The sequence below is a fragment of the Deltaproteobacteria bacterium genome, from assembly GCA_016875395.1.
In the GTDB taxonomy this organism is placed as follows: Bacteria; Myxococcota_A; UBA9160; order UBA9160; family UBA6930; genus VGRF01.
In genome coordinates this window covers 125243-147178 of the sequence record VGRF01000002.1, presented here as the reverse complement: position 1 = coordinate 147178, position 21936 = coordinate 125243, and the positions used below count along the sequence as shown (strand labels likewise).

The following is a 21936-nucleotide window of genomic DNA, read 5'->3' as shown; positions in this document are numbered from 1 at the left end:
TTACAGCTCGAAGCTCGCGGGGAACGGACACTTCTGTTCGCGCACGTGCGCTTCGAAGTCGTCGCGGAAGTGTTTGAGGATGCCCTGCACCGGCCACGCGGCGGCGTCGGAGAACGCGCAGATCGTGGCGCCCTCCATCTTGCCCGCGACGTCGAGCAGGATGTCGATGTCCTCGCGCGTGCCCGCCCCGCGCTCGATGCGGCCGATGATCTTGTTCAGCCAGCCCGTGCCTTCGCGGCACTGCGTGCACTGGCCGCACGACTCGTCGCGGAAGAAGTACGAGATCACGCTGGCCGCGCGCACCATGCAGGTGGTCTCGTCCATCACGATGATGCCGCCGGTGCCGAGCATCGAGCCGCGCTCGCGCAGCGACTCGTTCGCCATCGGCGTGTCCAGCTGGCCGGCGGGCAGGATCTTCATCGACATGCCGCCGGGGATGACGCCCTTCACCTTCTTGCCGTCGGGCACACCGCCCGCGTGCTCGAAGATGATCGTGTCGAGCTTCGTGCCGAGCGGCAGCTCGTAGAGCCCGGGCCTGACGACATGCCCGGACACGCCGAAGATCGTGGTGCCCGGGCTCTTCTCGGTGCCGATGCCGCGGAACCAGTCCTTGCCCCGCGCGACGATGTGCGGGACGTGGCTGAACGTCTCGACGTTGTTCACCGTGGTGGGCATGCCGAACGCGCCGTACTGCGCGGGGAACGGCGGCTTCTTGCGCGGCTGGCCCTTCTTGCCCTCGAGCGATTCGAGCAGGCCCGTCTCTTCGCCGCAGATGTAGGCGCCCGCGCCGCGCACGAGCACCACGTCGTGCGAGAGCGCGGTGCCCATCACGCGCGGGCCGAGGTAGCCGCGCGAATACGCCTCGTCGATCGCGCGCTGCAACACCTGCGCGGCGAACGCGTACTCGCCGCGGATGTAGACGAAGGTCTTCTCCGCGCCCGTCGCCCACGCGGCGATCAGGATGCCTTCGAGCAGCTGATGCGGGCCGCGCTCCATCAGGAGGCGATCCTTGAACGAGCCCGGCTCCGATTCGTCTGCGTTGCAGACGAGGTACTTGGGCTTGTCGTTGCCCTTGGGCATGAACGTCCACTTGAGGCCCGCGACGAAGCCCGCGCCGCCGCGCCCTTGCAGGCCCGCGTCCTTGACGAGCGTGGCGACCTCTTCGGGCGCCATGCGCGTGATCGCCTGGCGCGCGGCCTCGTAGCCGCCGCGCGCGACGTAGCCGTCCACGTGACCGAAGGCGTCGTCCGCGAAGTGCTGCGTCAGGTAGTTCGTGACGTACGGCGCCTTGAGTCCCATGCGTTACTCGAGCGCGTCGACCAGGCGCTTGGCCTGCTCGACGTCCAGGTTCTCGTGGTAGGTCTCGCCGACGCGCAGCATCGGTGCGTACGCGCAGGCGCCGAGGCACTCCTCGTGGCCGAGCGTGATGCGCCCGTCGGCCGTCGTCTCGCCCGCGCGCACGCCGAGGTGCGATTCGATCGCGCGCAGCATCCCGCGCGCGCCGCGCAGCGAGCACGGCAGATTCGTGCACACGTAGACGTGGTGCCGGCCCTGCGGGCGGTCGTAGAACATGTTGTAGAACGAGACGACTTCCATCACTTCGATCGGTGCGATCTCGAACATGTGCGCGAGCACCTTGGCGAGCGCCGGCGAGATCCAGCCGTGCTCTTCCTGCGCGATGTGCAGCGCCGCGAGCAGCGCGCCGCGCTTCTTCGGGAACTTCGCCATCTCGCGCTCGATGCGCGCGCGCGACTCGGCGGACAGGTCCTTCGGATCAACAGAAGCGCTCTTCACCACTCGAGCGCTCCCTTGCGCCACTCGTAGACGAGCCCGAGCACGAGCGGGACGGTGAACACGGTCATCGCGACGAAGCCGAAGACACCGAGCTCGCGCATCAAGGCGCCCCACGGATAGAAGAACACCGCCTCGAGATCGAACAGCACGAACAGCATCGCGACGAGATAGAACTTCACGGAGAAGCGCTGCTTCGGTGAGACGATCTGCTTCTCGCCGCACTCGAAGGGGTCCTGCTTCTCCGGGAACTCGCGCTTCGGTCCGAGCAGCTTCGGCGCGGAGACCATGGCGCTGGCTACGATGATCGCGACGGCGAGCAGCAGCAAAACGCCGGCGAATTCCCCGAGCACGCCGCGACCTCCGTTTCCGCATTGCCCGGCACGCGTGAAAACTGGAGTTAACTGCGCGTCGCGGCTGAAAAAAGCGCGGGCATGCTAGCGCGATGGACTTCTCGTTCAACGATTTTTGCGCGGCTTCTCGCGCGTCCTTCGCAACAGCGGGTCGATAGAGTGCGCGTCATGTCGCAGCGCGTCGCGGTTCTCGGAGGCGGAAGCTTCGGCACGTGCCTCGCGCTGCTGGCGGCGCGAGCGCACGACGTGACGCTGTGGACGCGCGATGCGGAGGCTGCGCGCGTGATGCAGCGCGAGCGCCGCAACCCGCGCTACCTGAGCGACTTCGCGCTGCCCGAGCGCGTGCGCGTGACGACGGACCTCGCGGACGCCGTCGCCGGCGCGCAGCTCGTGGTGTGCGCGATTCCGAGCCACGGCGTGCGCGAGGTGATGCGCGGAGCCGGCGCGCACATGGCGCACGACGCGTACGTGGTCTCCACCGTGAAGGGCATCGAGGTCGAGACCTCGCTGCTGATGCACGACGTGCTCGCGGAAGTGCTGCCCGAGCCGCTGCGAACCCGCGTCGTCGCGCTCTCGGGACCGTCGTTCGCGCGCGAAGTCGCCGCGGGCAAGCCCACCGCGGTAACGCTCGCGTGCGCCGAGGAAGCCCACGCGATCGCGGTGCAGCGCGCGCTCTCGTCGCCCACGTTCCGCTGCTACACGCACAAGGACATCGTGGGCGTGGAGGTGGGCGGCGCGCTGAAGAACGTCGTCGCGATCGCGGTCGGCATGAGCGATGGCCTCGGCACCGGTCTCTCCGCGCGCTCGGCGCTGATGACGCGCGGCCTCCACGAGATCGCGCGGCTCGGCATCGCCCTCGGCGCCGACTCGCTCACCTTCCTCGGACTCTCGGGGATGGGCGACCTGATCCTCACCTGCACGGGCGACCTCTCGCGCAACCGCACCGTCGGCCTCGAGCTCGCGCGCGGCCGCAGCCTCGCCGAGATCACGCAGAGCATGAACGAAGTGGCCGAGGGCGTGCGCACCACCTACGCCGCCTGCCGCCTCGCCGCCAAGCTCGGGATGGAGATGCCCATCGCGACGGGCCTGCGCGCCGTGCTCGACGGCCAGATCACGCCCGCCCAGGCCGGCCTGCGCCTGATGTCGCGCCGCCTCAAAGCCGAGAGCGAGGGGCTCGAGGGCTGAGTAGCCATCGGTGCCCGCGGGAAGCGCCAATCCGTGCCTGGCACGGAATGGCCGGCTGAGCGAAATTGAAAATCGTTTTCAGAGGAAGCGATGCCCGGTCTTAAGGATGGACAGCCGCTGACCCTCGACCTGCTCCCCTTGGGTGAGTCGGCGACCGTCGCGTCCGTCGACAGCGACGCCGCGCTCGCTGAACGCCTCGAAGACCTCGGCTTCGTGCCCGGCACCGTCGTCGTCGTGCGGCGCCGCGCGCCGCTGGGGGACCCGCGCGTGTACGAGCTGCGCGGGAGCCAGCTCTGCCTGCGCGCGAACGAGGCGCGTGCGGTTCGGGTGACGCGTGGCTAGCGCGGCACCCGTGCGCCTCGGCTTGGTCGGCAGCCCGAACTCGGGCAAGACCACGCTGTTCAACGCGCTCACCGGTCTGCGCGCGCGAGTCGGCAACTACCCCGGCGTCACGGTCGAGCGCCGCGAGGGCGACGCCACGATCGACGGGCACCGCGTGCGCGTGATCGACCTGCCGGGCACGTACAGCCTGAAGCCGCTCAGCCCCGACGAGGCCGTCGTGTCGCGCGTGATCCGGGGCGAGATCGCGGACGTGCCGCCGCCCGATGGCATCGTGATCACGCTCGATGCCTGCACGATCGAGCGCTCGCTCGCACTCGTGGCCGAAGCGCTCGCGCTCGGCCTGCCCGCCTGCGTGGTCGTCACGATGACCGACGAGCTGCGCGCGCGCGGCGGCGAGCTGAACCTCGCGCGGCTCGGGACAGCGCTCGGCGTGCCGGTCGTAGGCGTCGTCGGACATCGCGGCCTCGGACTAAGCGAACTACGTCGCCTACTCCCGCATCCGCACCAGTGGAGCCGCCCGCCCGTACCGCCGCCGCAGGGGCGCGAGGATCGGCGCACGTGGGTCGCGTCGGTGCTCGCCGCCGCACTCGTCGCGCGACCCGGCCGCAGCGCCACGACCGAGGCGATCGACCGCGTCGTGCTTCACCCCGTCCTCGGCACGCTGCTGTTCGCCGCGGTGATGGTGTTCTTCTTCCAGCTGATCTTCGCCTGGGCGACGCCCGCGATGGACGCGATCGACGCCGCCCTCGCCGCCGCCGCCGACGCCGCGCGCGCCGTGCTGCCCGCCGGCGTGCTCGCGGACTTCGTCGCCGACGGCGTGATCGCGGGCGTGGGCTCGGTGGTCGTGTTCCTGCCGCAGATTCTGCTGCTCTTCACCCTGCTCTACTTCCTCGAGGACGTGGGCTACATGGCGCGCGCCGCGTTCGTGGTGGACCGCGCGATGGGCCGCATCGGCCTCGAGGGCCGCGCGTTCGTGGCGCTGCTCTCGTCGTACGCGTGCGCGGTGCCGGGCATCATGGCCACGCGCACGATCCCGTCCGCGACGCAGCGGCTCGTGACGATGCTCGTCGCGCCGCTGATGACCTGCTCCGCGCGGCTTCCCGTCTACGCGCTGCTGATCGGCGCCTTCGTGCCGGCGAAGCAAGTGTTCGGCCCGCTCGGCCTGCAGGGGCTCGCGCTGCTCGGCCTCTACGTGCTGGGCGCGCTGGGCGCGTTCGCCGCGGCCGCGATCCTCGGCCGCACGCTCGTGAAGGCCGACGCGATGCCGTTCTACCTCGAGCTGCCGCCGTACCGAATGCCGCCCGCGAAGCTCGTCGCGTCGCAGGTGTGGGGCGCCGCGAGTCGCTTCCTGCGCCGCGCGGGCACGATCATCCTCGCGGTCTCGATCTTGTTGTGGGCGCTGCTCACGTTCCCGCGCGTGGAGGCGCCTGCGCATCTCGACGAGAAGCAGGCCGCGGCCTACGCGCTCGAGCACAGCGCGGGCGGTCGCATCGGCCACGCGCTCGAGCCCGCGATCGCGCCGCTCGGCTTCGACTGGAAGATCGGCATCGGCCTGGTCGCGAGCCTCGCCGCGCGCGAGGTGATCGTCTCGACGCTCGCGCAGATCTACTCGGCCTCGGGCGAAGACGAAGCGGGCCTGCGCGCAGCACTCGCGAACGACCGCAATCGCGAGACGGGCGAGCGGATCTACACGCCGGGCACCGTCGCCGCGCTGCTCGTGTTCTTCGTGTTCGCGCTGCAGTGCACCTCGACGATCGCGACGCTCGCGCGCGAGACGAACTCGTGGCGCTGGCCCGCCTTCGCGTTCGTGTACCTACTCGCGCTGGCGTACGGCGCGAGCTTCGTCGCGTATCGCCTGGTGAACGCGCTGAATGCGTAGAGCCTGCGCGATCGCTTTCGTTCTCGTGGCGACGCTCGCGTGCGGCGCGAGCTACTCGCGCGTCTCGCTCGTCGATACGCCCGACCTCGTCGTGATGCTGCGCAGCGAGAAGGGCGGCGCCGCGCGCTTCGCGCACCCGGCACAGATCGAGCCCGAGCGCGCCGTCGCGGTGCTCGCGAGCCTCGACGTGCGCGAGAGCGCGGGCGACGAGAACACGCGGCGGCCCGCGCTGGCGCCAGCGCTCGCGCGCAAGCTCGGGCCCGTGCTCGCCGACGCGCTCGCGCGGGCGGACGCGACGCAGGAAGTCTCGCTCCGCGCGCTGCGCCGCGAGCGCAAGCTCGGCGTGTTCTCGCGCAACTTCGCGACGCGCTTCATCGCCTTCGTCGATTCCGAGCAGCGCCTCCAGATCCATCTCGTCGACGCCGACCGCGAGCTCGCCGCCGGCGAGGACACGCAGCTCGCCGATCCCGTCGCGACCCAGAGCACGCACGCGATTCGCACCGTTCCGAGCGCGCACGCACAGGTGTTAGGTCAGCGGGCGGTGGCCGTGGACTTTCGCGCGGCGGACTTCGCGCGCGCGCCGTCCGAGCGCGAGGCGGGCCGCGGCCGCACCACGATTCTCATGGATGCGCCGGGATCCCTCGCGCCCGTGAAACGGGTGCCGAGCGAGCTGCCCTCCGATCCGGCCCGGCTGCGCGCGCTCGCGGAGCTCGAAGAGGCGCGGCGCGCGGGCACGATCTCCGAGGCGGAATACCAACGCCGGCGCGCAGAACTGGCGCAGGCCGAAGGCAGCTAGCGCGGCCCGCCGCACCATCCGCACGCGCGCGCGCCTCGTCGGCCGACACGCTCGGATTTGCTCGTTACTTCCCGCGCCGCACGGCCGACACACACGCTTGATTCGCGCCACGGCCGCGCGCGCACTCGGGAGACTTCATGCGCCTCGTTCTGCTGCTCGGTGAGCTCCTCGCGATCGTCGTCGCGGCCCTGCTCGCGGGCCGCCTGCTCAGCGACCCGTGGCGCGGGCGCGTGCAGAACGTGCTCAAGGCGTGGCTCACCGTGCGCATCTTCTGCCTGCTGTTCGCGCACGAGGTGAAGGACACCGACGGCACGCTCGTCACCACCGGCGCGCTGATCCTGCGCGCGCTGAAGAACATCGACGCCGGCACGTTCGCGCTGTTCTGCTTCGCCGCGGCGGGCATCAAGTTCGTCGGAATCCTCGCCTCGATGCAGCGCTGGATCCTGATGCTGCGCGGCCAGGGCATCGAGCTGCCGTTCCGACACGTGTTCGGCTCGTTCCTGATCGGCCGCTTCATCGGCACGTTCCTGCCGAGCACGCTCGGCCTCGACGGCTACACGCTCTATGACGCCGCTCGCTTCAGCGGCCGGAACGTCGAAACGACGGCCGCCAAGTTCCTCGAGAAGATCATCGGGCCGATCGGCATCTTCCTCTCGTTCCTGTTCGCGCTGCCGTTCGGCATGAACCTGCTCTACGCGCACCCGGAGATCTTCCCGACTCGCGACGCCGCGAACACGGCTGCGCTCGCGGGCGCCGCGGTGTGCATCGCGGTCGTCGGCGCGCTGCTCGCGGTGCTGTGGTTCCCCGGCATCGTGCAGGCGGTGATCGTGGCGCTGCCGCTGCCGGGCAAGGCGCGGCTCACGAGCATCGTCGAGCGCGTCGCGAACGCGGCTGGCGCCTATCGCAACCAAAAGTTGTTATTGCTGCAAGCGCTCGCGCTGTCGTTCGTCGTCCACTTCACGACCGCAGCGATGTACTACTTCACCGCGCTCGCGATCGGCGCGGCGGGCGCCGAGTTCTGGCCGGTCGTGCTCGGCTCCACGGTGCAGATCCTCGCGACCGTGCTCTCGCCGTTCACGATCGCCGGCGAAGGCATCCGCGAGCTCGCCCAGCTGCTCGTGCTGCAGCACATGATCGGGCCCGCGGCGGCGGTCACGTCTGCCGCGCTCGGCTTCTGGGCGGCGGAAGCGCTCACGCTGCTCGGCGGCGTGTTCTGGTGGATTCGCAGCGCGGACTACAAGCCGGCGTGGTGCCGCGTGAACGGCGTCCTGATCGACTTGGGCGCCCCAGGGTTCGGCGGCGCCCCACTCGGTGAATCGCCATATGCCACGCGGGCGACGAGCACAGCCGCGTACGGCCTCGGCGCCGGCATCGTGGCCGGCATCGTGCTCGCGCTCGGCGAAGCCATCGCGATCGCACAGCAGGGCTTCGGCACCGAAGCGCAGGTGCTCTGGTATGGACCGCTCGCCTACGCCGCGCTGTTCGGCGTGCTGTGCGCGCTCGGCGGCCTCGTGCTCGCGGCGTTCCCGATGGACGAGGCCGAGACGCGCGGCTGGACGCCGTCACTCGCGCTGCTCTTCACGGTCGTGCCGGTCGGCCTCGCGATCAGTGTGTTCCGCCTGCGCCGCGACGTGTTCCTCGAGCAGATGCCGCCGCTGCCCGTGCTCGCTGCGGTGCTCGCCGCGTTCGGCGCGCTCGCGCTGCTGCTCTTCTTCGTCGGCCCGCGCGTGTTCCGCAGCGCCGCGGGCAAGCTGTTCTCGCCGCCGATCGCGCTCGCGCTGCTGATTCTCGTGGCGGGCGGCGGCTGGATCGCGGCGGGGCAGATCGCGCAGCCGATGCAGAAGTCGACGCCGCCCGCGGCTGCGGGCGCGCTCGCGAGCCGGCCGAACGTGATCCTCGTGATGGTCGACACGCTGCGCGCAGATCACCTGAGTTGTTACGGGGCGGACTTCGTGCAGACGCCGAACCTGTGCCGCGTCGCGACCGACGGCGGCACGATCTTCAGCGGCTTCTCGCACGCGTCGTGGACCAAGCCAGCGACCGCATCGCTGCTCGCGTCGCTCGTGCCGAGCAGCCACCAAACGATGTCGAAGCCGTCCGCGCTTCCCGAGGACATCGACACCGTCGCCGAGGTGATGAAGAGCGCGGGCTACGCGACCGGCGCGTTCGTCTCGAACACGAACCTCACGGAAGCCTTCGGCTTCGCGCAGGGCTTCGACGAGTACCACTACATGGGACCCGACTACTTGTTCGGCGCGGTGGAGTCGTCGTCGAAGCTCGTGCTCTATCAGATCTTCCGGCGCGTCTACTTCATGTTCGTGCCGGGCCTGCGCTTCGGAGATTTCTATCAGGACTCCGAGGTGATGAACGGCGCGGCGTTCGAGTGGCTGGATCGCCACGCGCAGTCGCGCTTCTTCTTGTTCATGCACTACATGGACCCGCACGACCCGTACTTCGAGCACCCGTACAACGGCGTCGGCATCGATCGCGCGACGAACCAGCATCCCGCGGCGAGCGAAGCGAAGCGCATGCAGGAGCTCTACGTGGGCGAGATCGCGTATCTCGACGGCAACTTCGGGAAGTTCATCGAGAAGCTCGAGTCATTGGGGATCTACGAGAACACCGTAATCGCGCTCGTCGCCGATCACGGCGAGGAGTTCCACGAGCACGGCGGCTTCTGGCACGGGCTCACGCTTTACGACGAGCAGATTCACGTGCCGCTGCTCGTGAAGTGGCCGAAGGGCTCGCCGCTCGCGGCGACGCCGGATGCGCGCAGCGAGCCGGCGCGCATCATCGACGTGGCGCCCACGCTGCTCGCGCAGGCAGGCGCGAAGGTTCCCTCGGCGATGCAGGGCATCGATCTCGCGGTGCTGCCGGCGACGCGCCTGCCGGGGGAGCAGATGGTCTTCGCGGAAGAGGACCACGAGGGCAACGTGCTGCGCGCGGTGCGCACGAAGACGTGGAAGTGGATCGAGGCGAACCCTGATAACCCGCGCGGGCTCGCGGAGCGCGAGCTGTTTCGCGTCGAGACGGACCCGGGTGAGACGTCGAACATCGCGGCGCAGGAGCCGGGGCTGGCGGCGGAGATGTCGCGGCAGGCGGTGGCGTTCGAGGAGGCCGCGAAGGCAGGCAAGATCGGCGAGGCGAAGGCGGCGACGATTTCGGCGGAGGAGTGCGAGCAGCTGAAGCAGCTCGGGTACGTGCAGGACTGCGCCGGAGCTGGGGAGCCGCACTAACAACTCCGCCCGCTCGCTCGTTCGCGGGATTCCGGTGGTGCGCTCGTTCGGGGCGCCGGGCGCTGCGGTCCGGGCGGGCTCGCCTCCGCTCAGCCGCGTGGTCGCGTCGGGCGGGTGCTGTGCGCTGTGGGTTGCGTTCTGGCGCGCTCCCGGTTGCCCCGCGCGCGACCACGCCCGGGCATTCGCTCCGCGACCCGCCCTCCCCGCAGTGCCCTCCTCGGTTCGCTCGGAGCTCGGGGCATGCTTCGACGTTGCCCAATCCTTGTTGGGAGGGGTGCCGCTGCCGACGCCGTTGAGGCGTCGGCAGCGGCACTCTTGTTTCGAGGTGGTTTCTGGCTGGGTGCGGCGCGCGGATCGCTGCGCTCCCGCGCGCTCGGGGCGTGGTTGGCGGCGGTTGTTGGGGCTGACTAACTTGCCGAACTTCCTCGGGAATTAGGCGGGCGCGAGATGAGCGACGAGAAGAGGCGGCTTGGCGAGTCGACGCGCTCGGTGCATGGCGGGGAGCGGCAGGGGAAAGAGAGCACGGCGCTGACGACGCCGCTGCATCAGACGTCGACGTTCTGGTTTCGCGACTCGGCGGAGGTTCGCGAGTACGCGGAGGGGCGGCTCGAGCGCGACGAGTATGGGCGGTACTCGAATCCGACTTGGCGCGCGGTGGAGCGGAAGATCTGCGAGCTCGAGGGCGCGGAGTCGGCGGTGCTGTTCGCTTCGGGGATGTGCGCGGCGACGACGACGTTTCTCGCGCTGCTGCCGAAGCGCGGGCACATCGTGGTCACGAGCGATTGTTATCGGCGCACGCGGCAGTTCATTCGGCAGTACCTGTCGAAGCTCGAGGTCGAGGCGACGATCATCGAGCCGGCGAACGTGAATGCGCTGAAGAGCGCGCTGCGCGACGACACCGTGTTCTTCTTCACCGAGTCGCCGACGAATCCGTACCTGCGCGTGATCGACCTGCCGGAAGCGGCGCGCGTCGCGCACGAGCGGGGCGTGAGAGTGATCGTCGACTCGACGTTCGCGTCGCCGGTGAATCACGCGCCGCTCGCGGACGGCGCGGACCTCGTGATCCACAGCGCGACGAAGTACCTCGGCGGCCACAACGACCTGATCGCGGGCGTCGCGGCGGGCAGCGCGGAGCAGATCAAGCCGATTCGCGACGCCGTGGGCGTGCTCGGCGGCATCCTCGATCCGGGCGCGGCGCACTTGTTACTGCGCGGGATGAAGACCCTCGCGCTGCGCGTTCAGCGCCACAACGAGAATGGCCTCGCGGTTGCGCGCTTCCTCAAGACGCATCCGAAGGTGCGGCGCGTGTGGTACCCGGGCCTCGCGTCGCATCCGGATCACGCGGTGGCGACGCGTTTGATGAAGGGCTTCGCGGGCGTCGTCACGTTCGAGATCGAGGGCGATCTCGACGCCGCGATCCGCTTCGTCGACGGCTGCAAGCTCCCGTACATCGCGCCGAGCCTGGGCGGCGTCGAGTCGCTCGTGGAGATGCCGGTGCTGATGTCGTACTGGGATCAGCCGCGCGAAGAGCGCCTGCGCTGGGGCATCACCGACACGCTGGTGCGCCTCGCCTGCGGAATCGAGGACAGCGCGGACCTGATCGCGGACTTGGAGCAGGCGCTGGCGAGGGTGTGAGATCGGGCGGCTAGAGCAGCTCGCCCTGCCCCGGATGCTTCCCGCGCTCGAGCGCGAGCAGGCGCTTCTTCAGCAGGGCGCCGCCCGCGAATCCTCCGAGCTTTCCGCTCGACTCGATCACGCGGTGGCACGGCACGACGAGCGGCAGCGGGTTGTCGCCGACGGCGGCGCCGACGGCGCGCGCGGCGCTCGGCTCGCCGATCGCGCGCGCGATCTCGCCGTAGCTGCGCACTTCGCCGTACGGGACATCGAGCAGCGCGGCGTAGACGCGAATCTGGAAGCCGGTCGCGCGCAGGTCGAGCTCGACGCGGAACTCTTCGCGCTTGCCCGCGAGGTAGTCCTGGATCTGCGCGATCGCGGCTCGGTTCGGCGCGTAACCGGTCGTCAAGCGCGCGTCCGGCGCGAAGCGACGCATCCAGCCCGCGACGCCGCGGCCACTGGCGCGCGGCAGCTCGATGAAGCAAAGACCGCGGCCGGTCGATGCACACCCCATCGCGCCGAAGGGCGACTCGAACTCGGCGGTGTGGATGACTTCCATCGCGTGCGCAAAATACCACGCGCAACGGAGGATTCTTGGCGCGACTTCTCGTTACGGGCGGCGCGGGATACATCGGGAGCCACGCACTGCGCGCGATTCTGCGCGCGGGACACGAGGCGGTGGTCGTGGACGACTTGCGCGCCGGCCGCGCGGACTTCGCGCAGGGAGCGAAGCTCGTCGTCGCCGACATCGGCGACCGCGCGGCGATGAGTGCGCTGTTCGCGGCGCACGGGAAGGTCGACGGCGTGCTGCACTTCGCGGCTTCGCTGTCGGTCGCCGAGTCGGTCGCGAAGCCGCTGCTCTACTACCGCAACAACGTCGCCGGCACGGCGAACCTGCTCGCCGAGTGCCTCGCGCACGGCGTGCGCGCGTTCGTGCTGTCGTCGACCGCGGCGACCTACGGGCACCCCGAGCGGCAGCCGATCGTCGACGCGACGCCACAGGCGCCGATCAACCCGTACGGCGCGAGCAAGCTCATGATCGAGCGCATGCTCGCGGACGTAGAGCGCGCGCACGGCCTGCGCTGGACGGCGCTGCGGTACTTCAACGCGTGCGGCGCGGACCCCGACGGCGGTATCGGCGAGTGCCACGAGCCGGAGATTCATCTCATCCCCGTGGCGCTCGAAGCCGCGGCGGGCCTACGTCCGAAGCTCTCGCTGTTCGGAACGGACTACCCGACGCCCGACGGCACCTGCGTGCGCGACTACATCCACGTCACGGATCTCGCCGACGCGCACGTGCGCGCGATCGAAGCGCTGCTCTCGGGCGGCCCGGGCGGCGGATACAACCTCGGGACGGGCGTGGGCCGCAGCAATCGCGAAGTGGTCGAGGGCGTCGGGCGCGTGATCGGGAAAGCGGTGCCGTACGAGAACGCGCCGCGCCGGCCCGGCGATCCGCCGATCCTCGTGGCGGATGCGTCCCGCTTCATGCGCGACTTCGGCTGGAAGCCGCGGCACTCGGACCTCGACACGATCGTGAGGACGGCGTGGGCGTGGCTGCGGAGCTGGAAGAAGCTCGGTGGCCCGGAGGCGCCTTAGCGCTCGTGGATCGGCGGCTCGTTGGCGCGGCGCAGCGGCGGGTTCTGCGGCGCCGTCGTCCAAGGCTCGAGAGGCGGCATGCCTTCTGCGCGATCCGCGCGCGCGAAGATCAGGACCGGCGGATTGACCATCGGGTAGGCGAGGTTCGGGCGGTCTGCCCAGGGGAATCGCCTCGGCGTTTGAAATTGAGCGACCAGCACGTATACGGTCCGCCCGCCGGTGAGATCCGCCCAGAGCGCGTCGTCGACGTAGGTGGATCGAATCGAGTGCGGTCCGACGCGCCATTCGATGCGCCTGCGGTTCTCGTCGGCGCCGTCGGGCTGAACGAGCACGAACTCCGGGTTCACGCGCGCGAGGACCTCACGCCCTTCCGCGCGGTAGTTCACGCCGACCGAGCGCAGCCGCGCCGGCATGTGCGTGTTGTTCGAGTCTGCCCCGAAGAACACGACCGTGTCGCCGTCGCGCGCCTGGCTCTCGAACCAGGCGGCCGCCTCGTATCGCGAGTCGTTGATGCGCGCGTGCGCGAGGTCGATGACCGCGAACGATCTCCACGCGATGAGTAGGGCGAAGCCAGTCCACACCACGGGTGAGAATCGGGTCTTGCTCGCGATGCGATCGAGCGCGAACCCGACGAAGGGGCACAGCGGCAGCGCGACGGGAAGGACGTACTGGATCTTGCTGTACAGCGGCGCGAGCAACACCAGAAACATGCCGGCGCTCGACGCGGCCAGTACCAGCGCCGCGCGGTCGCGAAGCAGCGCAATCACGACTCCCGCGAAGGCGAGCGCGAGGTTCACGCCGCCCACGGCGTCGTACAGGTGGTTCGCGAGGTCGACCGTCTGCAGCCAGACGCCGTGCGCGGTCACCGGATACCGCAGGTAGATCTGCTCGCCGACGCGAGCGCCGACCGACAACATCGTGTCGAGATGTTTCGAAAAGCGGTGTGGGGAGAAGATGAGGCCGCCCACGACGCTGTACGTCGCGACGAGACTCGCGACCGCGAGCAGCGGACTCACCCAGCGGCCCTCGAGTCGCCACCAGCGGTGCGCGTCGCCGCGCAGCAGATGCCGCAACACGAGTGCCATCCCGACGAGGAAGAAGCAGCCAGCTCCCTGGTCCTTCGTTGCGCCGACGCATGCCACGAGAGCGCCGAGCGTGATCGCGACCTTCGGCGAGAGCGTGTCGCGAACCGCCTTGGCGGCAAAGACGAGCGCCCAGCTGATCCACGCGAGCATGGGGCCGTCCACGTTTCCCGTGGTCGCGTAGTACGAGAACGGGAACGTCACGAGCCATGCGAGCGCCCCGGCAAATCCAACGCGACGCCCCCAGAGCTCGCGCCCGATCGCGAAGACGCCGAGCACGCACATCAAGGCGAATGCCAGAGCGACTCCACGCCCGATCCACGTGAGGTGAGTGATCGACTCGGTAGGACGCGCGAGGCCGAATGGGAAGCTGGCTTCGGGCTTCAGCTCGCCGCGCAATAGCTTCCAGCCGAGGTACGGGGCGTAAGCGCTCGCCAAGATGTAGTGCTGAAGCGGCGGGTAGCCCGTGTTCCAGTCGGGCTTCTCGTGGATGAACGCGTTGTGAACTTCGCGCCATCGGCACCAAGTCGTCGTTGCCCCACGCCTCCGCTCGGTTGGCGGCGGTCGCTCGCGGGATTCCTCCGCTGAACCCCGGTGAGAGCAGCACCAGTGAGAGTGCGACGAGCACCCAGACGAAGCGATCCGAGAGAAAGGCTCGCGCTCCGCCGCTCATGCGCTCGCTGGCTCCCCCACGTGCCCGAGCGTTGCGAGGCGCTGGCAGTACGGGGCGGGCGAGAATCTCTCCGCGATCGCGCGCAGCGTAGAGTAGAGAAGACTCAGCTTTTCCTCGAGCGCCATGGACATCCCCGGGTGACGGGCGAGCCGCTGCTCGATGCCATCCTCCCGGAGGCCCAGCGCATCCACGGCGTGCAGCGGATACGACAACTCGTGGCCCTCGCGAGCGAGCGCCTCGAGGAGGCGCTCGAAGCGCGCGCTCGAAACCGAGTAGCGCAGCGTGTGGTAGACGGGGAAACGCAGTCGGCGCGTCACGCTCACCGGGAACTCCGTGAGGCCGCGCGCGAGCTGCGAAGGCGCTCTCGGCGCGAACCATTGCCCCGCCCCGAGCGGAACGCGGCGCCGCCCTCGGCTGCCCAAGAACAACAGGGCGCTCATCGCGCCGAGCAGCGGCGACGGGAACGAGGAGGCGTCGTAGCGATAGCCGGCTCGCGCGAGCTCCTCGTGGAGACCGCGCGGACCGTGCCATCCCGGCGAGCGAAACCCCACCACAGAGGCCCCGGCGCATTGTTCGAGGCGCTGCTTCGACTCGCGCAACTCGTGCGCAACCTCGGCGGAGCCAGCGTTGCGCCAGGCTTCGGCGTGGGTCAGCGAGTGGCTCGCGACCTCGTGGCCCGCTGCGACGACGGCTCGCAGCGCTGCGGCGCTGCGCTCGGCATCGCGCGCAACCCAGAAGAAGGTCGCGCGCACCCCGTGTGCAGCGAAGGCCTCGAGCAGCCGCGGGACCGCGCGCTCGTAGCAGGCTGAGTCGGGCGGCTGGCCGATGACTCCGTAGCCCGCGAGGTGAGCATCTACGGGGTCGACATCGACACTCAGCGTCGCGGGAATGCGCTTCAACTTCGGCGTCACCTCCGTGAGTCCCGAACCACTCAGTTCGGGTGACGCGAATCACATGCGGCAGGTGCCTCCGCACACGAGGTCGGTCTTGGACGTAGCGATTCTGGGCGGCGGGATCTCCGGGCTGGCGACCGCGCGGCGTCTTCAGCAGCGCGGCCATGCCGTCACGCTGTATGAGGCCGAGGAACGGCTCGGCGGTCTCGGCGGCACCTTCAGCCACGACGGGCTCGAGCTCGAGAAGTTCTATCACTGCATGCTGCCGATCGACGCGGCCCTGCTCGCCCACGTGCAGGAGCTCGGGCTCGCCTACGAGCTGCGCTGGAGCTCGACGGGCATGGGCTTCCCCGTTCGCGAGACGACCTACCCGCTGAACACCCCCCTCGACCTGCTTCGCTTTGCGCCGTTGGGCTGGATCGACCGCGTTCGCCTCGGTCTGATCGCCGTGTACGCGCGGCTCGCCGGCACGCGCGAGGGGCTCGACGGCGTGACTGCCGCCGACTTCGTGCGCAAGATCGCCGGGCCGCGCGCGTTCGAGCTGATCTGGAAGCCGCTGCTCGCGGCAAAGATCGGTGACCACTACCCCGCGCTCCCTGCGCTCTGGCTCACGACGCGCATGCATCGCGAGAAGAACGTCTCGCGCGAGGAGAAGGGCTGCCTGCTCGGCGGCTATCGCTCGCTGATCGACGCGTTCGCGCAGGACCTCGTCGCTCGCGGCGCGCCGCTGCACACGAAGAGCCCGGTCGCAGCGCTCGCCATCGAGGGGCGCAGCGTGCGAGTCGCGTTCGGGGACGGCCGGAGCGCGCAGCACGACGCCGTGGTCTCCACTCTCCCCCTTCCGATGTTTCAGCGCCTCGCGAAAGACTGCGCCTTGCCGCCGGCGATCGCAGACCTCGCGCTCGACTACCAAGGCGTGGTGAGCGGCGTGTTCATCACGGATCGCGCGCTCACTCCGTACTACTGGGCGCCCTGGGTCGACTGCGGCGCGACCTCACAAGGCCTGATCGCGATGTCGCGCGTCGTGCCGCTCGAGCGCACGCGCGGGCTCCACGTCCACTACACGGTGAACTACACGCACCGCACGAGCGAGCTCTACGGCTTGCCCGATTCGGAGCTGCTCGCGCGCTACGAAGCCGACCTGTGCCGGATTCACCCGGAAGCGCGCGGCGCGATCGTCGGTCGCTACCTGTTCCGCGCGCCCTTCGTCGAGCCGATGTGGACGACCGGCTACGCCAAGAAGAAGCCTCCGCACGTGGCCGTGCCCGGCCGTCTCTACCTGACGAGCACGTCGCAGCTCTATCCGCGCGTCAACTCGTGGAACGCGTGCTGCGAGATGGTGGACGAAGCGGTGGCTGAGATCGCCGCCGATCTCGCCGGAGAGCGTCGATGATTCGCGTGATGCTGTGCGCCTACAACGAGGAGCGCGACATCCATCGCCTCTTGCTGCGCGTCACCGACACGCTGAAGCGCCACGGAGCGCCGTGGTCGGTGCTGCTCGTGGACGACGGCAGCGCGGACGCGACGGTCGCCGAGGCGCGCCGCGCCGAGCGCGACCTCGACGGCGCGCTCGCGCTCGAGGTCGTGAGCCACGCAAAGAACGCGGGGCTCGGTGCAGCGCTGCGCACGGGCTTCACGTGGATGCGCGAACACGCGGCGGCGGACGACGTCGTGATCACGTTCGACGCGGACAACACGCATCCGCCCGAGCAAATCCCGCAGCTGCTGGCGGCCCTCGATCGCGGCTACGAGCTCGCGATCGCGTCGCGCTACCAGCCTGGCGCGACGGTCGCGGGCGTGCCGGCCTATCGCGCCGCGCTCTCCGACGTCGCGGGCACGATCCTGCGCACGGTGCTGCCGATCCCCGGCGTGCGCGAATACACGTGTTGCTACCGCGCGTACCGCATGGGCTTGTTGCGGCGCGCCTTCGACGCATACGGCGACGGCTTCATCGCCGAAGGCGGTTTCGCGGCGGTCTCGGACATTCTCCTGCGCCTGCGCCCGCTCGGCGTGCGCGCGACCGAGATCCCGATCCAGCTCGACTACGCGAGCCGGGTCGGCGCGAGCAAGATGCGTGCGATCCCGACCGCCATCCGTACGCTGCGCTTCGCGCTGCGGCGCCGGCTGGAGCAGTCGTTCGGCCGGAGCGCCGCATGAGCGTCGCGCTCGTGATCGGGGTTCGGCCCGAAGTCGTGAAGATGGCCCCGGTGATCCGCGCGTGCCGCACGCTCGGCTTCGACTCGTTCGTGCTGCACACGGGCCAGCACTACGACTGGGCGCTCGACGGCCTGTTCTTCGCGCAGCTCGAGCTGGAGAAGCCCGACGTGCGGCTCGACGTGCGCGGTGGCGCGCGCGAAGAGCAGCTCACACGCACGCGCGCCGCGGTGCGCGAAGTGCTCGAAGCGAAGCGCGCCCGCGCGATCGTCGTGCAGGGCGACACGAACTCGACGCTCGGCGCCGCCTTCGGCGGCCTCGACGCGGGCATCCCGGTCGTGCACGTCGAGGCGGGCCTGCGCTGCGGCGACCTGCGCATGGCGGAGGAGCACAATCGCCGCGAGTGCGATGCGTTCGCGCAACTGCTGTGTGCGCCGACCGAGCTCTCGCGCTCGAACTTGCTGGGCGAGCACGTCCCGGGGCAGATCGCGGTCACCGGAAACACCGTCGTGGACGAGCTCCACCGACAGCTCGCGCGCCTGCCTGCGCCAGACTTGTCGAGCTTCGTCGTCGCGCCTGGCGAATTCCTGCTCGCGACCGTGCATCGGCGCGAGACGGTCGAGGACGACGCAGCGCTGCGCGATGTCTTCCGCGGACTCGAGCTCGCGGCCGAGCATGCGGGCATGCCCGTCGTCGCGCCGCTGCACCCGCGCACGCAGCAGCGGCTCGCGGAGGTGGGAGTCGCGCTCGGCAAGCGCGTGCGCGCGATTCCGCCGGCTGGCTACGTGGAGTTCATGCAGCTGCATCGCAGCGCGGCGCTCGTGCTGACCGATTCGGGCGGCGTCCAGGAAGAAGCCTGCGTGCTGGGCGTGCCGTGCGTGATTCTGCGCGAGACGACCGAGCGTCCCGAGGCCGTGCACGTCGGCGCCGCGCGCATCGCAGGCGTGAGCGCGGATGCGATCCTCGACGCCACGAGGGCGCTGCTCGGCCGCCGCGGGCACTGGCAGAATCCGTTCGGCGACGGCAAAGCGGGCGAGCGCATCGCAAAGCTCGTTGCCGAGCTGATCGCCTAGGCCTCTTCCGGCGCTTCGTCGCGCAGCCCGAGCCGCTTCATCATCTTCTGCAGCGACTGGCGCGGAATGCCGAGCTTCTCCGCAGCTCGCGTCACGTTGCCGGCGCTCTTCAGCGCCTCTTGGATCATCGCGGCCTTGAGCGCGTCCACGGCGCGGTTCATGTCCTGCTCGATCGGGAGCACGATGCCCCTCGCGCCCTGCGCCGGCGTCGGGCCGCGCACGTGCTCGGAGAGCATCTCGGCCGTGACGGTCTTCTCGTCGCCCGCGAGCGCCACCGCGCGCTGAATCTCGTTCTCGAGCTCGCGCACGTTGCCGGCCCACTGGTGCGCGCACAGGCGATCCATCGCGGCGTTCGTGAAGCCGTCCAGCGCGCGCCGCATCTTCGCGTTCGCGCGGTCGAGGAAGTGATGCGCGAGCGCGGGGATGTCCTCACGCCGCTCGCGCAGCGCGGGCAGGCGAATCTCGACGACGCGCAGGCGATAGAACAGGTCCTCGCGGAAGCGGCCCTCGCTGACGAGCTTCGTGAGGTCGCGATTGGTCGCCGCGACGATGCGCACGTCGACGCGCTTCACGTCGGAGGAGCCGAGCGGGCGAATCTCGCCGTCCTGCAGCACCCGCAGCAGGCGCACCTGCATGCCGGGCTCGGTCTCGCCGATCTCGTCGAGAAAGATCGTGCCGCCGTCGGCGATCTCGAACAGGCCCTTCTTGTCCGCGTGGGCGCCGGTGAACGCGCCGCGCTTGTGCCCGAACAGCTCGCTCTCGAGCAGCGTGTCCGGCAGCGCGCCGCAGTTCTGCGCGACGAAGCGCTTCTCCTTGCGCGAGCCTGCGTAGTGGATCGCGCGCGCGACGAGATCTTTGCCGGTGCCCGTCTCGCCCGTAACGAGCACGGTCGCGTCGGTCTGCGCGACCTTCTGCATCACGTCGAACACGCGCTGCATCGACGGCGCCGCGCCCACGAGCTGATCGAACGCGTACGTCTTCTGCACCTGCTGGCGCAGGTAGAGGTTCTCGGCGCGCAGCTTCTCGTTCGCGATCGCGAGCGCACTCGCGAGCTGCGCGTTCTCGGCGGTGAGCTGGTAGGCGTCCAGCGCGTTCTTCACGTCGAGCCGCAGCTGATCCGGCTCCCACGGCTTCGCGATGTAGCGATAGATCTTGCCCTCGTTGATCGCGCGGATGATCGCGTGGATGTCGGCGTAACCGGTCAGCATGAGCCGCACCGCGCGCGGCCGAATCGCGACGGCGCGCTCGAGGAAGCTCGCGCCGTTCATGCCCGGCATGACCTGGTCCGCGATGATCAGCGCCACTTCTTCGCGCTCGAGCAGGCCCAGGGCCTCGCGTGCGTTCAGCGCGGTGAGCACGCGGTAGTCGTCGCCGAGCGTGAGCTCGATCGACTCGAGGATCGCGGGCTCGTCGTCCACGACCAGGATCGTGAACGGATGCGCGCCCGGCTCGCGGCGCGCGCCTGCGATGACATTCTCGGAGTCCGACATGACGCGCGGCGCGACCCTAGGAGGTGTGGGCGGGATTCGCGAGCACCGCAGCCGAAAAGGAGAAGGGGCCGACGCGCGTCACCGCACCGGCCCCCTCGGTTGCGAGAGCGCTAGCGCCTGCGTCGCGCCGTCGACTTCTTCGCGGCCTTGCGGCGGGTGCCCTTGCCGCGGCGAACCATCTTCGCGCGCGACACGTCGCCGTCCTTGTCGATGAAGTAGAGGTAACCCTCTTCCTTCTGCACGCCGGTCTTCGCGACCACCTGCTGCGTGCCCTTCTTGGCCTTGCCACCGCCCTCGGCGCGGCGCACGCGGCTCACGTTCCCTCGGCGATCGAGGAAATAGAGCCAATCCTTCTCACGCTTGATGCCAGCTTTCGCGACTTTTCCTGCGGCCATGAGGCCTCCTTCGTGGTTCGTGACGAACACGCCCGGCGTTCACGGGGACACCGCGCGCTTGGAGGAAGCCGCCCGCGACCGGGGATGGGGTCGCGTCCGACGGCGAGCATGATTCCCGCCGACGGAAAACGTGTCAATAGGACTTTCGCGGGCTTGCCGACGGAGTTGCTAGCAGGATCCGTCGGAAGTGATTCCCCGACTAGAGCGATACGGGGGTGTCTGACGCGCCTCCCGCGAACGGGCCGACGCAGCGGCTCACCCCCGCGCCGCCACCTTCTTCTCCACCGCCTCGATCACGCGCGTCTCGTAGCAGGCGCCGTCGAGCGCGTTCATCTCCTGGATGCCCGTCGGGCTCGTGACGTTGACCTCGGTGAGCTTGCCGCCGATCACGTCGATGCCGACGAAGAAGAGGCCATCGCGCTGCAGCCACGGCCGCAGCTTCGCGACGATGCGCAGGTCTTCCGCGTCGAGCTGCGTGCGCGTCGCCTTGCCGCCCACGTGAAGGTTCGAGCGCGCCTCGTTCTCGGCGGGCACGCGCAGCACCGCGCCGAGCGGCTCGCCGTCGAGCAGCAGGATGCGCTTGTCGCCGCGCCGCACGGCGGGCAGGTATTGCTGCGCGATCGCCCAGCGCGTCCCGAAGTTCGTGCTCTGCTCGAGGATCGAGAACAGGTTCCGGTCGCCGTTGGTGACGTGGAAGATGCCCTCGCCGCCTTTGCCGTGGAGCGGCTTCACGATCATCTGGCCGCCCATTTCGGCCATGAAGTCGACGAATTGCGGGATCTCGCGCGCGATCAGCGTCGTCGGCATCACCTCGGCGAAGTGCATCGCGTACAGCTTCTCGTTCGCGGCGAGGATGCCTTCGGGGCGATTCAGCACGAGCGCGCGCCGGCACAACGCGAGGATCTGCGTGGCCGTGACGTACGCGACGTCGACCGGCGGGTCCTTGCGCTGGAACACCACGTCGAACTCTTCGTCGAGGCCCACGAGCCGCGCCGGCCCGAGCGTCGCGTGGTTCCCGACCTCGCGGCGCAGCTCCACGGGCTGCGCCTTCGCCGTGACGCGCGCGTCGCGCACGCCGAGGTCGCTCGGGTCGACGGTGTAGATGCGGTGCCCGCGGCGCTGCGCCTCGAGCATCAGCGCGAAGGTGGTGTCGCCCTTGATGTTGAGGCCGAGGATCGGGTCCATCACGAACGCGAGCGAGAGGGCGCGCGCCCCCCCGCTCGGCCTGGCTGCCTTCGGCGCTCGCGGGGCGCGCTCGTTGCGCGCCGGGGCTTTGCGTTTCTTCGCCACGCGAGGTCTCCGTTCCGTGGATGCGAGCGCCGATGAAGTGAGAGTCATTACATCAGCGCGAAGCCGAAAGGCTAGGTTGCGCGAGGGTGAGGGG

Annotated in this window: 19 protein-coding genes; 10 read left to right on the top strand and 9 right to left on the bottom strand. The window is 69.7% G+C overall.

Annotated elements, in window-relative coordinates:
• The 3 genes from nuoF to FJ091_02415 are packed head-to-tail and all read right to left on the bottom strand — an operon-like array spanning window position 1 to window position 2081.
• Window positions 1-1299 carry an NADH-quinone oxidoreductase subunit NuoF gene (gene nuoF / locus FJ091_02425; protein ID MBM4382204.1) on the bottom strand — a complete coding sequence of 433 codons (1299 nt, stop codon included), beginning with the start codon at window positions 1297-1299 and terminating at the stop codon, window positions 1-3.
• A 3-nt stretch (window positions 1300-1302) separates the two neighbouring features.
• The gene (locus tag FJ091_02420) at window positions 1303-1794 is read right to left on the bottom strand and encodes an NAD(P)H-dependent oxidoreductase subunit E (GenBank protein MBM4382203.1); all 492 of its coding nucleotides are present in this window, start codon (window positions 1792-1794) and stop codon (window positions 1303-1305) included.
• Complete coding sequence (locus FJ091_02415; GenBank protein MBM4382202.1) at window positions 1791-2081, bottom strand: NADH-quinone oxidoreductase subunit A; 291 nt, start codon at window positions 2079-2081, stop codon at window positions 1791-1793. The genes FJ091_02420 and FJ091_02415 overlap by 4 nt, the downstream gene beginning before the upstream one ends.
• A gap of 231 nt (window positions 2082-2312) precedes the next feature.
• Between FJ091_02415 and FJ091_02410 the strand changes: the two genes are divergently transcribed.
• The 6 genes from FJ091_02410 (at window position 2313) to FJ091_02385 (ending at window position 11217) form a co-directional block, all read left to right on the top strand.
• Window positions 2313-3329: an NAD(P)-dependent glycerol-3-phosphate dehydrogenase gene (locus tag FJ091_02410; protein ID MBM4382201.1), complete on the top strand. Its 1017-nt coding sequence runs from the start codon at window positions 2313-2315 to the stop codon at window positions 3327-3329.
• A 90-nt stretch (window positions 3330-3419) separates the two neighbouring features.
• Entirely contained in the window at window positions 3420-3671 is a 252-nt protein-coding gene (locus FJ091_02405; GenBank protein ID MBM4382200.1) for a ferrous iron transport protein A, read from the top strand.
• Between the two features lie 22 nt (window positions 3672-3693).
• The gene (locus tag FJ091_02400) at window positions 3694-5550 is read left to right on the top strand and encodes a ferrous iron transporter B (GenBank protein ID MBM4382199.1); all 1857 of its coding nucleotides are present in this window, start codon (window positions 3694-3696) and stop codon (window positions 5548-5550) included.
• A gap of 25 nt (window positions 5551-5575) precedes the next feature.
• A complete protein-coding gene (locus FJ091_02395) occupies window positions 5576-6346 on the top strand; it encodes an SHOCT domain-containing protein (protein ID MBM4382198.1) in 771 nt (256 codons plus the stop codon).
• 137 nt (window positions 6347-6483) lie between these two features.
• Window positions 6484-9582 carry a sulfatase-like hydrolase/transferase gene (locus FJ091_02390; GenBank protein MBM4382197.1) on the top strand — a complete coding sequence of 1033 codons (3099 nt, stop codon included), beginning with the start codon at window positions 6484-6486 and terminating at the stop codon, window positions 9580-9582.
• A 447-nt stretch (window positions 9583-10029) separates the two neighbouring features.
• A complete protein-coding gene (locus FJ091_02385; protein ID MBM4382196.1) occupies window positions 10030-11217 on the top strand; it encodes an aminotransferase class I/II-fold pyridoxal phosphate-dependent enzyme in 1188 nt (395 codons plus the stop codon).
• Window positions 11218-11227: 10 nt separating this feature from the next.
• Here FJ091_02385 and FJ091_02380 read toward each other — a convergent pair whose 3' ends face one another.
• Window positions 11228-11755 (bottom strand): methylated-DNA--[protein]-cysteine S-methyltransferase, encoded by a 528-nt coding sequence (locus FJ091_02380; protein ID MBM4382195.1) that lies wholly within the window; start codon window positions 11753-11755, stop codon window positions 11228-11230.
• 35 nt (window positions 11756-11790) lie between these two features.
• On the opposite strand from FJ091_02380, the gene galE reads away from it, so the two are divergent.
• Complete coding sequence (gene galE / locus FJ091_02375; GenBank protein MBM4382194.1) at window positions 11791-12792, top strand: UDP-glucose 4-epimerase GalE; 1002 nt, start codon at window positions 11791-11793, stop codon at window positions 12790-12792.
• Here galE and FJ091_02370 read toward each other — a convergent pair.
• On the bottom strand, window positions 12789-14312 hold the full coding sequence (locus tag FJ091_02370) for a glycosyltransferase family 39 protein (protein ID MBM4382193.1): 1524 nt from the start codon (window positions 14310-14312) through the stop codon (window positions 12789-12791). The genes galE and FJ091_02370 overlap by 4 nt on opposite strands.
• A 231-nt stretch (window positions 14313-14543) precedes the next feature.
• A complete protein-coding gene (locus FJ091_02365; protein MBM4382192.1) occupies window positions 14544-15458 on the bottom strand; it encodes a polysaccharide deacetylase family protein in 915 nt (304 codons plus the stop codon).
• Window positions 15459-15534: 76 nt separating this feature from the next.
• Here FJ091_02365 and FJ091_02360 point away from each other — a divergent pair, with 76 nt between their 5' ends.
• From FJ091_02360 to wecB, 3 genes are read left to right on the top strand one after another with little or no spacing between them, the layout of a single operon-like run.
• The gene (locus FJ091_02360; protein MBM4382191.1) at window positions 15535-16833 is read left to right on the top strand and encodes an FAD-dependent oxidoreductase; all 1299 of its coding nucleotides are present in this window, start codon (window positions 15535-15537) and stop codon (window positions 16831-16833) included.
• Entirely contained in the window at window positions 16830-17597 is a 768-nt protein-coding gene (locus tag FJ091_02355; GenBank protein MBM4382190.1) for a glycosyltransferase family 2 protein, read from the top strand. Before FJ091_02360 ends, FJ091_02355 begins: the two co-directional genes overlap by 4 nt.
• On the top strand, window positions 17594-18667 hold the full coding sequence (wecB, locus tag FJ091_02350) for a UDP-N-acetylglucosamine 2-epimerase (non-hydrolyzing) (GenBank protein ID MBM4382189.1): 1074 nt from the start codon (window positions 17594-17596) through the stop codon (window positions 18665-18667). Before FJ091_02355 ends, wecB begins: the two co-directional genes overlap by 4 nt.
• Here wecB and FJ091_02345 read toward each other — a convergent pair.
• From FJ091_02345 to gshB, 3 genes are all read right to left on the bottom strand, one after another.
• Complete coding sequence (locus tag FJ091_02345) at window positions 18664-20157, bottom strand: sigma-54-dependent Fis family transcriptional regulator (GenBank protein ID MBM4382188.1); 1494 nt, start codon at window positions 20155-20157, stop codon at window positions 18664-18666. The two genes, wecB and FJ091_02345, sit on opposite strands and share 4 nt — an antisense overlap.
• A gap of 110 nt (window positions 20158-20267) precedes the next feature.
• Window positions 20268-20552, bottom strand: a complete 285-nt coding sequence (locus FJ091_02340; protein MBM4382187.1) for a hypothetical protein — start codon at window positions 20550-20552, stop codon at window positions 20268-20270.
• Between the two features lie 255 nt (window positions 20553-20807).
• Window positions 20808-21890 (bottom strand): glutathione synthase, encoded by a 1083-nt coding sequence (gshB, locus tag FJ091_02335; protein MBM4382186.1) that lies wholly within the window; start codon window positions 21888-21890, stop codon window positions 20808-20810.
• Between the last annotated feature and the right edge of the window lie 46 nt (window positions 21891-21936).

Excerpts from the sequence above, each read along its gene's own strand:
- nuoF (MBM4382204.1), bottom strand. The coding sequence starts at position 1,299 with ATGGGACTCAAGGCGCCGTACGTCACGAACTACCTGACGCAGCACTTC.
- FJ091_02415 (MBM4382202.1), bottom strand. The coding sequence starts at position 2,081 with ATGGTCTCCGCGCCGAAGCTGCTCGGACCGAAGCGCGAGTTCCCGGAG.
- FJ091_02410 (MBM4382201.1), top strand. The coding sequence starts at position 2,313 with ATGTCGCAGCGCGTCGCGGTTCTCGGAGGCGGAAGCTTCGGCACGTGC.
- FJ091_02405 (MBM4382200.1), top strand. The coding sequence starts at position 3,420 with ATGCCCGGTCTTAAGGATGGACAGCCGCTGACCCTCGACCTGCTCCCC.
- FJ091_02390 (MBM4382197.1), top strand. The coding sequence starts at position 6,484 with ATGCGCCTCGTTCTGCTGCTCGGTGAGCTCCTCGCGATCGTCGTCGCG.
- FJ091_02385 (MBM4382196.1), top strand. The coding sequence starts at position 10,030 with ATGAGCGACGAGAAGAGGCGGCTTGGCGAGTCGACGCGCTCGGTGCAT.
- FJ091_02380 (MBM4382195.1), bottom strand. The coding sequence starts at position 11,755 with ATGGAAGTCATCCACACCGCCGAGTTCGAGTCGCCCTTCGGCGCGATG.
- FJ091_02355 (MBM4382190.1), top strand. The coding sequence starts at position 16,830 with ATGATTCGCGTGATGCTGTGCGCCTACAACGAGGAGCGCGACATCCAT.
- wecB (MBM4382189.1), top strand. The coding sequence starts at position 17,594 with ATGAGCGTCGCGCTCGTGATCGGGGTTCGGCCCGAAGTCGTGAAGATG.
- FJ091_02345 (MBM4382188.1), bottom strand. The coding sequence starts at position 20,157 with ATGTCGGACTCCGAGAATGTCATCGCAGGCGCGCGCCGCGAGCCGGGC.
- FJ091_02340 (MBM4382187.1), bottom strand. The coding sequence starts at position 20,552 with ATGGCCGCAGGAAAAGTCGCGAAAGCTGGCATCAAGCGTGAGAAGGAT.
- gshB (MBM4382186.1), bottom strand. The coding sequence starts at position 21,890 with ATGACTCTCACTTCATCGGCGCTCGCATCCACGGAACGGAGACCTCGC.